The 13,542-nt window shown below is 55.2% G+C and carries 11 protein-coding genes; 3 read left to right on the plus strand and 8 right to left on the minus strand.

Features of this window, described 5'->3' with window-relative positions:
* Positions 1–209 precede the first annotated feature (209 nt).
* A complete protein-coding gene (locus ACAF76_RS16630) occupies positions 210–1,628 on the minus strand; it encodes a SpoVR family protein (RefSeq protein ID WP_400161982.1) in 1,419 nt (472 codons plus the stop codon).
* A gap of 124 nt (positions 1,629–1,752) precedes the next feature.
* Positions 1,753–1,938, minus strand: coding sequence for a hypothetical protein (locus ACAF76_RS16635; protein ID WP_400161983.1), 186 nt, complete (start codon positions 1,936–1,938; stop codon positions 1,753–1,755).
* A 209-nt stretch (positions 1,939–2,147) separates the two neighbouring features.
* Between ACAF76_RS16635 and ACAF76_RS16640 the strand changes: the two genes are divergently transcribed.
* From ACAF76_RS16640 to helD, 3 genes are all read left to right on the plus strand, one after another.
* Positions 2,148–2,522: a DUF423 domain-containing protein gene (locus tag ACAF76_RS16640; protein WP_400161984.1), complete on the plus strand. Its 375-nt coding sequence runs from the start codon at positions 2,148–2,150 to the stop codon at positions 2,520–2,522.
* A 106-nt stretch (positions 2,523–2,628) separates the two neighbouring features.
* Positions 2,629–3,255: a DUF6143 family protein gene (locus ACAF76_RS16645; protein WP_400161985.1), complete on the plus strand. Its 627-nt coding sequence runs from the start codon at positions 2,629–2,631 to the stop codon at positions 3,253–3,255.
* Positions 3,256–3,459: 204 nt separating this feature from the next.
* Positions 3,460–5,811, plus strand: coding sequence for an RNA polymerase recycling motor HelD (gene helD, locus ACAF76_RS16650; protein WP_400161986.1), 2,352 nt, complete (start codon positions 3,460–3,462; stop codon positions 5,809–5,811).
* Positions 5,812–5,923: 112 nt separating this feature from the next.
* Here helD and ACAF76_RS16655 read toward each other — a convergent pair whose 3' ends face one another.
* From ACAF76_RS16655 to ACAF76_RS16680, 6 genes are all read right to left on the minus strand, one after another.
* Entirely contained in the window at positions 5,924–7,156 is a 1,233-nt protein-coding gene (locus ACAF76_RS16655; protein ID WP_400161987.1) for an MDR family MFS transporter, read from the minus strand.
* A 4-nt stretch (positions 7,157–7,160) separates the two neighbouring features.
* Entirely contained in the window at positions 7,161–8,084 is a 924-nt protein-coding gene (locus tag ACAF76_RS16660; protein ID WP_400161988.1) for an ArsR/SmtB family transcription factor, read from the minus strand.
* 120 nt (positions 8,085–8,204) lie between these two features.
* On the minus strand, positions 8,205–9,989 hold the full coding sequence (locus ACAF76_RS16665; RefSeq protein WP_400161989.1) for a M3 family oligoendopeptidase: 1,785 nt from the start codon (positions 9,987–9,989) through the stop codon (positions 8,205–8,207).
* Between the two features lie 80 nt (positions 9,990–10,069).
* A complete protein-coding gene (locus tag ACAF76_RS16670) occupies positions 10,070–11,602 on the minus strand; it encodes a methyl-accepting chemotaxis protein (protein WP_400161990.1) in 1,533 nt (510 codons plus the stop codon).
* Between the two features lie 351 nt (positions 11,603–11,953).
* Positions 11,954–12,700 (minus strand): type I methionyl aminopeptidase, encoded by a 747-nt coding sequence (gene map / locus ACAF76_RS16675; protein ID WP_400161991.1) that lies wholly within the window; start codon positions 12,698–12,700, stop codon positions 11,954–11,956.
* Positions 12,669–13,427: a hypothetical protein gene (locus ACAF76_RS16680; protein WP_400161992.1), complete on the minus strand. Its 759-nt coding sequence runs from the start codon at positions 13,425–13,427 to the stop codon at positions 12,669–12,671. The genes map and ACAF76_RS16680 overlap by 32 nt, the downstream gene beginning before the upstream one ends.
* Positions 13,428–13,542: the final 115 nt, after the last annotated feature.

Below are 13,542 nucleotides of genomic sequence, written 5' to 3' on the forward strand. Positions count from 1 at the left end.
TTTATAATAGACCTAACTTTTGTATTGTGCAGTAAAATTTCCAGCTACTTCCTGTCATTTTTTCAAAAGAAAAAGCCGTTATCGCATATTCGATAACGACTCGATTCATTTGTCTGTGTAGGATTCCCGTTCTGGCGCGTTTGTTTGCATCGTTTTTGCTGTCAACACAGATCATCGGCACATGAAACGCAGATCCAAGTCATTTCACCCTACAAAAACCGCCGGTGCACCTTTTTCCCGTCGTACGTAAACAGGACCGGACGCTCTTCCAGCACTGTCTCCAGATGAACCGTCTTCCCCCAGAGGGTATGGACGTACGGCAACGTCTTCTCCACATACTTCACATCCAGCTCGAGGTCCTCGAAGTGATGCTTCAGGTACAGCTCGCCGGAGCGCAAATGATCGCCGTCGTGGACGAGCAAGTAGGGGAATCCGCCGTTGACGCGGGTGGCAGCCAGTCCGTCGCGCACCTGCTCCCACTGCTTTTCCGTGACTACCCATTCATTGCCCTGCTTGCCGAACATGTAGAGGTCGAGCTTGCTGACGAGGTCTTTGGTCAGGAAGTTGCGGATAAAGCTGATGTCCGACTCCAGCTCGCGCACCTCGAAAATCTTCGCCCGCCCTTCGCCCGGCTTGCGTCCGAAGCGCTCCTGCTCTTCCTTCGTCGGGTTGTTCCAGCGCTCCTCGATGTCCTCGAAAATTTTCAGGCCGAGGTGATACGGATTGATGCTGGTCGTCGACGGCTGGATCACCGACGAGTGCAGCTTGGCGAAGTCGATCGTCTCCGCTTCCGTCAGCTCCATCTCCCGCAGGATGCGCATATGCCAGTAGGTAGCCCAGCCTTCGTTCATAATCTTCGTCTCCAACTGCGGCCAGAAGTAGAGCATCTCGTCACGGACGATCGTCAGGCAGTCGCGCTGCCAGTCTTCCAGGACATTGCTGTATTCCATCAGGAACAGCAGCAGGTCTTTTTCCGGTTCGGGCGGGAATTTGCGCGGCGCTTTTGGCTCGGGCTGCTGTTTGTCGGTTTTATCCAGGCTCCACAGATCGTCGTAGGGCGAGGTGCGCTCTCTGCCCTTGTTTGCCGGCGATTCGTCCTGCTCCCGCTTCCAGCGCAGCTTGGGCCGCAGCAGACTCGGATCGATGTGCTCCTGGATGGCGAGCGCGGCGTCGAGCAGTTGTTCTACCGCTTCCTTGCCGTGCTGGATTTCGTACTGGCGAATCCGCTCCGAACTGGCGGCCATGCTCTCCACCATGTCTCGGTTGGTGTTGGAGAAGCGCGCGTTGTTTTTGAAAAAATCACAATGCGCGAGGACGTGGGCGACGATCAGTTTGTTCTGGATCAGTGTATTGCCGTCGAGCAAAAAGGCGTAGCACGGATTGGAGTTGATGACAAGCTCGTAAATCTTGCTCAGGTTCAAGTCGTACTGCAGTTTCATCCGGTGAAACGACTTGCCAAAGCTCCAGTGAGAAAATCGCGTCGGCATCCCGTACGCGCCAAATGTATAAATAATATCGGCCGGACAAATTTCGTATCGCATCGGGTAAAAGTCCAGTCCAAAGCCTTTGGCAATCTCCGTAATTTCATCGATGGAACGCTCCAGCTCCCTGCGCTCGTCGTTGGTCATGCTTTCCCCCTCCTGTTTTCTGCTGCTGCTTCTACATGTATATGGCGGAAAGCGAGAAAAGAAGCCAGAAAAAAGGCGCTCCCTCTGTGGAGGCGCCTGTTCATAAAGAAAGAGTACATAGGTTTTAGCCTTGGAACCAATCGCGAACCGCAGAGTAAATCATCGCACCCGAGAAGATCAGGATCGCGATAATCCCGATTCCATCCACAATAGGATCAAGACCGGAGAGAAAAGAATTCTCCAACGGAGCTCTCACCAGCCCGAATCCTCCCAGCAAACCGCCGAGAAAAGAGAGCCATCTGACACTCATCTCCCTTTCACCTCCCGTGACAGCGCGTATGGTCTGCAGCCGTCCCTACATGTTATGAAAAAGGAGAGAAACGGTTTGTACACATGTCTACAAACGGTTCACCAAATTGCAATTGGGCATCGTCCATGCCGATGAGGTACAATATGCGTGAACGGTAGCGGACTGCCTGTCAGACGGGCGGTTTGACATACTACAAGGAGTGAATACGCGTGAAACTGTTTCTTATGCTCGGCAGCATCAGCGGCTTTTTGTCCGTAGCGCTTGGGGCGTTTGGCGCCCACGGGCTCAAGGCGCGTCTTGACGAATACTCGCTCGGTGTCTTTCAGACAGGCGTGACATACCAGACGACACATGCCCTGGCGATCATTCTCGTGGCAATGCTGATCAAATGGTATCCGGAAGCAACCGGCCTCACCTGGGCAGGCTGGTGTTTTGTCGCAGGCACCCTGATCTTCTCCGGCAGCTTGTACACGCTGGCGATAAGCGGGATCAAGACATTCGGGGCGATTACCCCGATCGGCGGCGTACTGTTTTTGATCGGGTGGGCCTTGCTGGCTGTACACGCCTGGAAAATCGCTTCCTAAAACAATTCCCTGAGCAAAAGGAAGCGGCTGACAGCAAAACCAGGCACAAGACAACGGCGTCCGCCATATGGTGTAGGGTTACTACACCCTCCAAGGAGTGGACGCCATGCCAAGCACATCCTACACCCCGCCCTCCTACTATTACGGAATGCCGGATATGTACATGCAGATGGGGTACTTCCCGTTTCCCACCCCGCCAGCCGCCGACACGCTCAATCGGCATATCGTCACTCCGTACGCGATGGCGATGGCCAGCCAGTGCAGATACTACCTCGGCCAGACGGACAAGATGCCGCTTGGAGCAGGAGGCTGCAGCTACGCTGCTTTGGCCAATCCTGCCGGTTCCGGCGTGCAGTTGTACATCAATGAATTTGTACTGACCAACTTCTCCGCCCAGCCGCAGGAAGCGCAAATCTGGTTTGGCGCGACGAAGTCGATCGTCGGGGCAAAAACCTCGAACCAGGTTTCGCCGGGCTATGTCCAGCTTTCCGCCTGTCCGTCTGCTCACGGTAAAATCCTCTTTGCCAGCGGCAGCGCCGACATCCCGCGCCAAGGCGTAACCGTCTCGACCCGCATCCTGCCCGCGATGACGACCGTTCCCTCGGAAAAGGGCGGACACTGGATTCTCGATCCCGGGACGGCGGTGATGGTTTTGCTGCCAGCCCGCGGGGAAAGCGACAGCGGCGAATGGCTGTTTGCGGCAGGATGGTGGGAGCAGCCTGTGTTTGGATAAACGAAAAAGGCAACGTCATGGAGTCGACGATGCCTTTTTTCTCATACATACGCATTGAAAGTGATACACTCTTATGGTAAACTGGGGAATGGACCCCTTTAAAGATAATTATCGGGCATATTTCTCTACTTCTATCATACCACACATCGTTTTTTCTGTCAACATCTTCTCGTGTACAACGATCACCCAAAAAGGAGCGGTACCATGAGCATTTCCGAACAAGAGCGCCAAGCCGAACAACGACGCGTGGAGCAGGTGGTTGCGGAAATCGGCAGGCAAATCGACAGCCTTTCGAAAGAAGCAAGCGATGTCGGCGAGGACATCGTCAGCATCCGCAAGCATTTTTGGGACGATGTCACCGTCAACTTCGATGACGCCGTCGAAGCCGCCGATACGTATGCCAGCATCAAGCAGCAGGCAGAGGTCCTCTCAGAGCGGGAGCGGGTCCATCAACACGCCCTGCAACGGCTGAAAACCTTGAAGCGGCTTGCCGCCTCTCCGTACTTCGGCAGAATCGACTTTCGCGAGGAATCCGAAGCGCATGCCGAGCCGATCTACCTGGGCATCGCCTCCGTGCAAGATGAGTCGGACGAACAGTTCCTCGTCTACGACTGGCGCGCGCCGATATCCAGCCTGTACTACGACTACGCGCCCGGCCCGGTCACCTATGAGACGCCGGCAGGAAGCATCAGCGGTGAAATGACCGCAAAACGGCAGTACGTGATCCGCGACGGCCGCCTGCTCCACGTATTCGATACGGGAGTGACGATTGGCGACGAGCTGTTGCAGGAGGTACTGGGCAAACAGGCCGACAACCAGATGAAAAGCATCGTGGCGACTATCCAGAAAGAGCAGAACCAGATCATCCGCAACGAGCGCAGCCGACTGCTGATCGTCTCCGGGGCAGCGGGCAGCGGCAAGACCTCTGCTGCCATGCAGCGCATCGCCTATCTGCTCTACCGCTACCGGCAATCCCTGCGTGCCGACCAGATCGTGCTGTTTTCGCCCAACCGGCTGTTTTCCAGCTATGTCTCGACCGTCTTGCCGGAGCTGGGCGAGGAAAACATGGAGCAAAGCACGTTTCAGGAGTACGCCGAGCATCGTCTGGGCTCGCTCTTTGCGCTGGAGCATCCGCTCGCCCATATGGAAGCCGTTTTGCAAAACAGCGGCAAAGCGGGCTACGCAACCCGGCTGGAGAGCATCCGCTTCAAATCGTCAGCGCGCTTTTTGCAAGTGCTGGACTCCTACGTCCAACTGCTGATGGAATCCGGAATGGTCTTTCGCGACCTGCTGTTTCGCGAGCACACGATCATCTCGGGCGAGCAGATCAAAGACTACTTTTACAGCCTGGAACGCTCGCTGCCGATTCCCAATCGGCTGCATCTTGCAGCAAGATGGCTTTTGTCCGAGCTGAAAAAACGGGAGCGATCCGAGCGGCGGAAGCCATGGGTGGACGATGAGCTCGAACTGCTGGACAAAGACGATTTCGTGCAGACGTACCAGCAACTGCGCCGCAAAAACCAGTTTCACGAGGAGTCCTTTGACGATTTCGACCGTGAACGTGACGCGCTCGCCGCCAAGGTCGTCAAGCGCGCCTTCCGCGAGCTGCGCACATGGATCAAGCAGCTTCGCTTTCTTGACGCACCAGCGGTCTACCGCCAGTTTTTTGCGGAGGAATCGCTGCTCTCCAAGCTCGGTGTGACCGAGGCAGCGGTCCTGGAGCACTGGCCGGCGATCTGCGCGCGCACGATCCGCCAGTTGGACCAGGGGCAGCTTTCGTACGAGGATACCCCTGCCTTCCTCTACTTGCTGGAGCGACTGGAAGGACAGCAGACGAACAACCTCGTCCGCCACGTCTTCCTCGATGAAGCACAGGATTACTCGCCGTTTCAGTTTGCCTTGCTCAAGCGTCTTTTCCCGCGCGCCAAAATGACGGTGCTGGGAGACTGGAACCAGGCGATTTACGCGCATGCCCAGGAACAAGAAGGATTTGCGGCGGTCGCCTCGCTCTATGCAGCGGAAGAGACGGAAACAGTCGTCCTGGCCAAAAGCTACCGTTCGACACGCCCGATCGTCCTGTTCACCCGCCAGTTGATCGCCGGCGGAGAGCAGATCGAACCGTTTCAGCGGGATGGACGGCTGCCGACGATCACCTCGGCAGCGAATTCGGAAGAGCTGGCAGAAAAAATCAGCGCCCGCGTCCACGAGCTGCAGGCAAAGGGGCACAATACGATCGCGGTCATCACCAAGACGGCGGAAGAGGCGCGTCTGGCGCATGCCCGCTTGCGCGAAAACCTGCCGATCCAACTGCTGGACAGCGAGCAAAGCTCTTATGACACCGGTGTGCTGGTGATCCCCGCCTACCTGGCAAAAGGCGTGGAGTTTGATGCCGTGCTGCTCTACGACGCCTCGCGCGAACGCTACGCCGACGAGAGCGAGCGCAAACTGTTCTACACCGCTTGCACGCGCGCCATGCACGAGCTTCATCTGTACTTCATCGGGGAGATCAGTCCGTTTCTTTCCAGCGTTTCACCGGACAGCTACGAAATGTGCTGATCGTCGTCTGTAGCGAGACAAAGCAAAAAGCCGGATGGGCCTGCGGACTGCAAGTCATATCCGGCTTTTTTGGTGATCTGGTGTGTTCTCGTCGCCGCTACGATCCCGGCTGTCACAGTCCGACGTCACTTCGCCGACGCTCATACACGCTGCGTCCAAGCCGATAAAAGACCAGGCTGAACAGAGCAATGCCGCCCATCGTCAAAAACATTGCCGGACCACCGTATGCGAAGAGAATCATCCCCCCTGCCCAGGGGCCGAGAAAGCTGCCCAGTTCGCTGACGCTTTGCGCTCCGTAATAAGTTCCGCGCATCCGGGGCGGCGTGATTTGATCGATTTGTGCGTACTCGGCTGGTATGAGCAGAATTTCTCCGAGGGTAAAGACGATCATCGCCACGATAAAACCACTCCACTCGGACGAAAAGGCGAAGCCCGCTTCTCCGACAGCCATCAATACGGCACCTGCAGCAATGCGTGAAAACAAGGAGTACCGCTCCGCCAGCCGGGTAATGGTGATTTGCAGGACCAGTACAGTGAAGCCGTTGACACTCATCATCAGACCAAACAACGCGACTCCCCCGGCCACATTGTCGCGCAGGTACTGCGAAAGCGTGACGGACATCTGCCCATGTACCGTCACAAGCAGGATTCCACCGATGACGAACAGTTGCAAAGCTGTATCGCGCCTGAGCACGTCCCATATCTGGAAAAACCCCGCTTTATCCTCGTTCACCTGTCCTTCTTCCGCCGAAAACCGCTTCTCGTCTTCCCGATACCGGTTTCCGACTACTGTGAGCAAAATCGCAAACAAGACGTACGACAGTGCGGTCAATACGAACGCCACTCCGCTTCCGGCAATCCCGATCCAGGCACCCAGCAGCGGTCCGAGCGTCGCACCAGCATTGATCGCCAAATAACGGTTGGAAAATACGCGAAAACGCTTTTCCGCCGGCGTAAAATCGCCCATCATCGCTTTCGATATCGTCCCGAAAAATGCCCCTGCCAGCCCTTTTGCCAAACTGATTGCAAACAGCGAGACCGGGTGGCTGGCCATGACGAAGAGGATAAACGAGACTGCCATTGTCAGCATGGAGAACACAAGCAGCTTTCTTCTGCCAAACAAGTCAGAGCAAACTCCTCCCAGAAAGCCGCCAAACGTGCCCGCCAACGGTCCTGCTCCGACGATCAAGCCGATTGCAGCAGGCCCCAGATCGGTTGTCTCACTCAGATAGATCGCAAGAAACGGAATGCTCATCATCTGCGTGGTCATAACAAAAACGGTCCCGCCCATCAACAGATGTACGACGGGATGATAGTTTTGCCAAGCCTGCCTGAGCTTGCTCACCTGCTTAGCCCCCTCTGTGCAAATAAGTTCGCAAGATGACAGGCAAGTGGTCCAAAAAAGACTCCCGCAAGCTGTAGCAGCTTACACTCGTCGTCGTTCCCGTGTAGTGGGCGCGTATCAGTCCAGCCCGACGGAGTACCGTTACGTGATGATGCACGGTGCTTTTCGCCAGCCCAACGTGCTGCTGCAACTCTCCGAGTGTTCGACTTCCAGAGGCCAGAAAGCGCAATATTTGCAGCCGCTTGGCATCCGCAAGACACTGTGTGATCGGCAAAAGCTCCCGAAGCAGATCGTCCTGTCCTGCCAGGGAAACCGGGTACAGGCAGGTAGCCATCCCCCGGTAAAAGTCGAGAACGGAAGCCGGCGCACAATGATACTGCGGCACAAGTACCACCTGCTGCAAACCTGGTACGTCATCAATCCAGATCCCGCCGGTGGCATGATCGATCAGTTCGGCTGACACCAGTGTTTCTGTTTCAGCCCGCTCCCGCAGCCTGGCCGCGCTCTGCGCGAGCGTAGTCAAGATGGCTGGGTCCAGATTGGAAAAATAATGCTCGTGCCAGCGCTTTAGCACAGACAGGATGTGATCGCGCACCGCTGCAAGATCCAGCGGAATTGTCTGAACCCAGGGAGCGAGACGCTCGTAAATATCCCCGGCGGGGAGCTTCTCCAGCCAGTTGAGAAAGGACGGGACTGTCGTTGTTTCCGGCGATTGCGCCGCGAGCAGAACGAGCCGATGAAGCACTTCCCAGCGTTCATCAGCCAGTTCGCGTGCAAAGGCAGGAGGCAGCATTTCGACAGCGCGCTTCTTCCACTCTGGTCCCAGATGAAAATGTTTCTGCTCTTTTTCATCGATAAAGGCATACAGGCTGACGATGCACTCGTACACTTCATTCCATTCGATTTTAATAGAATATTGATTATTCATTCGATCACCATCGAACTTTTTCAATATATTACCCTACAGTTCTTTGTTTGTACAGAAAAAAGAAAACCTGCCAATTGCTTGGCAAGTTTTCATGTGTGTATCCTTGAAACTGTTGTCGTCCTACTCCGTCAGGCGCAGAAACTCGTCGATATCGGCTACGGCCAGATCGACTGCTTTTTGCCAGAACTCCACCGTAGTCACATCGGCGTCCAGATGCTTTTTCGCCAAATCCTCGACGCGCATCCGTCCGGTATCCTGCAAGAGCGCATCGTATTTCGGCGCAAAGCTCTCCCCTTCCTCCAGCGCACGGGCGTAGACGCTCAGGCTGAAGAGGTAGCCAAACGTGTACGGGAAGTTGTAGAACGGATAGGTCGTGATGTAAAAATGCAGCTTGGAAGCCCAGAAATGCGGCTCGTATTCCGCCAGAGCATCGCCGAACGCCTGCTTTTGCGCTGCGACCATCAGCTCATCCAGCTCAGCGGCGCGAACCAGTCCTTGCTTGCGCCGCTCGTAAAATTCTTTTTCGAACAAAAAGCGCGCCTGGATATTCATAAAAAAGGCGACGACCGACTGCAGCTTGTCTTCCAGCAGACTGAGCCGCTCTTCCTTGTCTTTGGCCTGTTTGACCGCTGCGTCTGCCAGAATCATTTCGGCAAAGGTAGACGCTGTCTCCGCCACGTTCATCGCGTAATTTTGCGAGAGCGGAGGCAGATTCCACATCACCTGCTGATGGTACGCATGCCCCAGTTCGTGAGCGAGCGTAGAGACGTTGCTGGCATTTCCCGCGTAAGTCATAAAAATGCGCGACTGCCGGCTCACCGGAAAGCTGGTGCAAAACCCGCCAGGTCGCTTGCCGGGGCGGTCCTCTGCTTCAATCCAGGCATCGTCAAAGGCCATCTTGGCAAACTCGGCCATTTTCGGGTTAAAGCGGCCAAATTGCTCCACGATCATCGCTGCCGCCTCGTCGTAGGAAACTTTTTTCGTCTCCTTGCCAATCGGCGCTCCGATGTCGTACCAGCTCAGCTTGTCCACACCGAGCAGTTTGGCCTTGCGGTTGAGATAGGCAACGAGCTTCTCGGTGCGGTTGTTGATCGCCTGCCACATCGCGTCGAGGGTCTGCTCCTGCATACGCCCGATCTCAAGCGGCTCGCGCAGCACGGAATCCCAGCCGCGCTGGCGGTACAACGCCAGCCGGAAGCCGCCGAGGTGATTGAGCGCGTGGGCACACAGCTCTGCCTGCTCGCCCCATGCCTGTTTCCACAAGCCAAACACGCGCTCCCGCACGCTTCGGTCGGGATGACTCATCAGGTTGGCTGCCTGACCTGCGGAAAGCGTCTTTTTCTCGCCATCCAGCTCGACCTCGATGCCAATGCGCCCGACCACGGTATTGTACAGGTCTTGCCAGGCGTGATAGCCGTCGACAGCGAGCTCTGTCGCCAGCACCTCCTGCGCCGGGGGCAGCTTGTCCTGGGCACGGCGGCGACGCTCCTCCAGCGAAAAGGCAATCGGGGCGATTCTTTCGTCAGCCAGGAGAGCGCTCCACTGTGTTTCCCCGATTTTTTGCAAATGTTCATCCCATCCGCTCAACACGGCGGAATAGGCGGCGGACAGCGACTTGACCCGTCCGCCCAACTGCTTGGCGGCTTCGTCCTTCACATCCTGGGCAGTCAGGCAGGAGATAAACGCGCCCGCCTGTCTGATCCGCACCGCGATACTTTGCACATCTGTGACCAGTTCGAGGAAAGGCTGCTTTTGCTCCAGGTCAAGCTCTGGATTTGCCACCTTTTTTTGCAAAGCTGCAATATCCTCCTCAAGCGAACGCAAAAACGCAGCAAATTCAGCCGATTCGCTTCCTCCCGGGAAGAGTGCCTCCAAATCCCAGCGTTGCGGCAATGTATGTTCCATACTGTATCCCTCCTTCGTTTTCCAAGAGACTCATGTTGCGAAAAAACTCTTTCGATCAAATATTTTCCATAAGGAAGGAGTCATATCCTGCCGCGATCACCTATAAATTGTTCCCGCAATTGTTGCGACAATTCATCGATTCGTCTCATCTCCTCATGGACTCCCAACGCCGCCTCCTGCTGGTTGCGGGATACGTCGAGCAATCCGTCGACTGAGTGTGAGCTCGACTTCGTCACTTCACTGATGGCCGTCATCTCATCCTCGATCTCGGCCGATCGCTGCCTGATTTTCATAATTGCCTGGTTCAATTCCTGGATGTGACCCATTACTACCTGCATCGACTGGTTCATACTGGCGGATTGCTGCAGGGACACTTCCGCCATGCGGGCAGATTCCGTTGTCGCCCGCTCTCCTTCGAGCATAAGCTGCGAAGCGGATTGGCTTTCCGTGCGCAGCGATGTCAGAATCGGCCTGATGTCCTCTACCGCCCTGGCGCTCTTTTCCGCCAATTCTCCGATCTGACCGGCGACTACCGCAAATCCGCGTCCTGCCTCGCCTGATCTGGCCGCTTCGATGCCCGCGTTTAGGGCAAGCATCCGGGTCTGGTTCGCCAATCCGCGAATCGTATCGATGATCCCTTCGACCTGTCCGCTGGAGACAGCCAATTTTTGCATGACATCGACGGTCTGCTCGATTGAATACTTCGATACGGCGATTTGTCCAGCCAGAGAGCTGATTTCCTGATCGTTTTTTTCTACCCAATGGCAAGTCTGCTGTGCCTTGTCTTCCATGACGGCGAAATAGCGGGACGCCTCGCCGATCATGCGGGCGATCTCTCCCAGACTTTTTTCAATCTCGGCGATGGAGTGGAACTGCACTTGCAGCCCGGAGGCCACGTTTTCAAACGATTGAGCCGTCTGCTCGCTCGTCTGGAACTGGAACGCCGTCTTTTGCGAGACTGCAGACGCCGCCTGCTCGAGCTGGCCGGAGATGCCCTCCACGCTGGCCAGCATTCCTTCCAATTCCTCACGCTGTCGTTGCTTCTCCTGTTCCCAGGCGTTGCTCAGTCGAATCTTGCTGCGTATCTGCATGTGTGTAGCTACAGCGGTCAGCACCAAAAATCCGGCATGGACCAGCAGCATCGTAAACGAATATGCGTCCGTCCCAAAGACGAGCTGCGGCACAAAAAAATACCCCAACAAATGCTGGGCGGCAAACAACACTGTCATCAGTCCGAGCAACGGCGCGCTCTCATAGTAGGCGAGCATAGCCATGACCATAAAAATCGAAAAATGAAACTCGACCGCCCCGCCTGCTCCTGCAATGATCGAAATGCTGGAAAACGTAAGCGTCAAGGTAATCAGCACAGGAACAGAACGATGATTGCTCCCGATGCGCGACATGATGTATGCCGCTCCCCAGGTCACGACAGGCAAAACCAGCAGCAAGTTCAGGCTGAACGTGTAACCTTCCATCATCCCGCTGACAGGAGCAGCATGCCCGTGTCCCGACTGAAACAGGCTCAACCCGCGATGCAAAAAATGAATCAAAAAGCTGAGCGCGATCATGCCAAATGAAAGCGGAATCATAAGCTTGTTCTTTTCAAACCACATTCACATGCATTCCTTTCCTCATAATAATGAGAGCGCTCGAAATGCTGCCGCTGCCAGATGTGTTTCACCAGACTTTTTCGGCTCCCGATCGATAAGGACCAACGGACAGCATACCATATCGAACTATCCAAAACCTATACAATCCACCCGAGCTCCTGCTTGCGAAGTTCATCCGACCTGCTTCTGAATAAAAGAAAACAGACTACCGGCATTTCCGATAATCTGTCTTGCATGCGCGTCGTTTCACTTGTTGTCTTGTCGTCCCCGCTCCACTCTCGCCTGCTCTTTCTGCTCTCGCCTGCGCTTCCAGAGAAAAGCAAGTCACGTATACTGGAAAAATATCCAAATGTACTATAACACCGTCAGTATTTCCGGTCCATTGTCCGTAACAGCGATTGTATGTTCATACTCGACGCAGATGGAGCCATCCCTAGTCCGTGCTGTCCACCCATCGGCATCCATTCTTGCCTTCCAATCTCCCAACGTGAGGATCGGTTCGATCGCAAGCGTCATTCCTGTTTTGATGACGGGTCCCCTACCCGGTTTTCCATAGTGAGGGATCGTCGGTTTTTCCCACAAATTTTGCCCGATCCCGTGACCAGTAAAGTCGCGCACTACGCCGTAGCCGAGATTTTCGACGTACGTCTGAATCGTGTGCCCAATGTCTCCGATCCGCTTGTCTGGACAGGCCTGTTGAATCCCCAGAAAAAGCGCTTGTTTACCAGCATCCATCAGCCTTCGCACATCCGGCGACACCTTTCCGACGGCATACGTCCAGGCGGAATCCCCATGAAATCCGTTGTAAAAAGCTCCGATGTCGATCGTGATGACATCTCCTTCTCGCAAAGGGACATCTGAAGGAAATCCGTGACAAATGACATCGTTTGGGGCAACACAGATCGATGCCGGAAAACCTTGATGACCCTTGAAGCTGGGAACAGCCCCCGCTTTTCGGATATGGCTTTCCACCAGCTGATCCAGGTACCGGGTGGTCACTCCGGGTCTGATTTTTTCCGCCACGAGCGCATGGCATTCGGCTACAATTTTTCCTGCAACTCTCATCGTGCTAATTTCGCGAGAGGATTTTAGTACGGTCATCTTCTGCACCGCCTCCGTATTGTCTGTTTTGACGATCCAACGCCATCTCTTGGATATAGGTTTGAAATCTCGCTGGCGAGGCCGCCTCTGCACATCCGAGGCAAACGGGAGAGCGATGGTGAACGGAGCCCACCGTGAACTGCCGGGTGTCGGAATCTTGCAAAACGAGGCCGCTGAACATGTTCAACGGTTGTTCCCGCTCACACACGCCGCAAACGAATCCCTCTTCCTTTCTCGCCCGGTAGTTGAACTGGTTGCGGCATTTTGCCGAGCAAAACTTGGATACCTGGGCCCGGTTGTAGGGAATGTACCAGCCCGCGCACTCGATACACATGCGCAATTCGAACGGAGCAGCTTCCAGCCGTTCAAAAAGGCTGATAAGCGCCTCCATGTACACGCGCTTCCCTTGATTTTCGTCTTCGAGACTGGCGTTCAACGCGAGTCGTTGCGAATCAAAGCGAAAGGACAGAGGAAAACTGCCCCCCTCTTCCCCCGCTACGGACAATGTCAGCCGCACAGCTCGATACTCGTGGAAAATCTGGTTCAAATCGTGAATGTCCTGTTCGGAAACAGGCATTTTGTCGCGGATCGATGCAGCCATGCGGAGCAACAAGCGATGCATGTTTTCCGCCAACGCTCCTCCTTGTTCGATCCAATAGGCATGGGTAGCATCCGGTTCATTCAGCACTCGAAGAAAGTAGTCCTGGCGTGCCAATCGTGGACTCATAGATAGACGCCTCCTGTTTGTCATCGCATTACGCACATTAATCCATTTAATGCGATGATAGAGCAGCACTCACGATTTGTCAAGAACTCCCACCGCTGCGAAAGTAACCTTGTAC

Source organism: Brevibacillus sp. TJ4, assembly GCF_044627595.2.
In the GTDB taxonomy this organism is placed as follows: domain Bacteria; phylum Bacillota; class Bacilli; order Brevibacillales; family Brevibacillaceae; genus Brevibacillus.

What these genes read in the sequence shown, in the direction of transcription:
- ACAF76_RS16630 (WP_400161982.1), bottom strand. Translation starts at nt 1,628, where the DNA reads ATGACCAACGACGAGCGCAGGGAGCTGGAGCGTTCCATCGATGAAATT.
- ACAF76_RS16635 (WP_400161983.1), bottom strand. Translation starts at nt 1,938, where the DNA reads ATGAGTGTCAGATGGCTCTCTTTTCTCGGCGGTTTGCTGGGAGGATTC.
- ACAF76_RS16645 (WP_400161985.1), top strand. Translation starts at nt 2,629, where the DNA reads ATGCCAAGCACATCCTACACCCCGCCCTCCTACTATTACGGAATGCCG.
- helD (WP_400161986.1), top strand. Translation starts at nt 3,460, where the DNA reads ATGAGCATTTCCGAACAAGAGCGCCAAGCCGAACAACGACGCGTGGAG.
- ACAF76_RS16660 (WP_400161988.1), bottom strand. Translation starts at nt 8,084, where the DNA reads ATGAATAATCAATATTCTATTAAAATCGAATGGAATGAAGTGTACGAG.
- ACAF76_RS16665 (WP_400161989.1), bottom strand. Translation starts at nt 9,989, where the DNA reads ATGGAACATACATTGCCGCAACGCTGGGATTTGGAGGCACTCTTCCCG.
- ACAF76_RS16670 (WP_400161990.1), bottom strand. Translation starts at nt 11,602, where the DNA reads ATGTGGTTTGAAAAGAACAAGCTTATGATTCCGCTTTCATTTGGCATG.
- map (WP_400161991.1), bottom strand. Translation starts at nt 12,700, where the DNA reads ATGACCGTACTAAAATCCTCTCGCGAAATTAGCACGATGAGAGTTGCA.
- ACAF76_RS16680 (WP_400161992.1), bottom strand. Translation starts at nt 13,427, where the DNA reads ATGAGTCCACGATTGGCACGCCAGGACTACTTTCTTCGAGTGCTGAAT.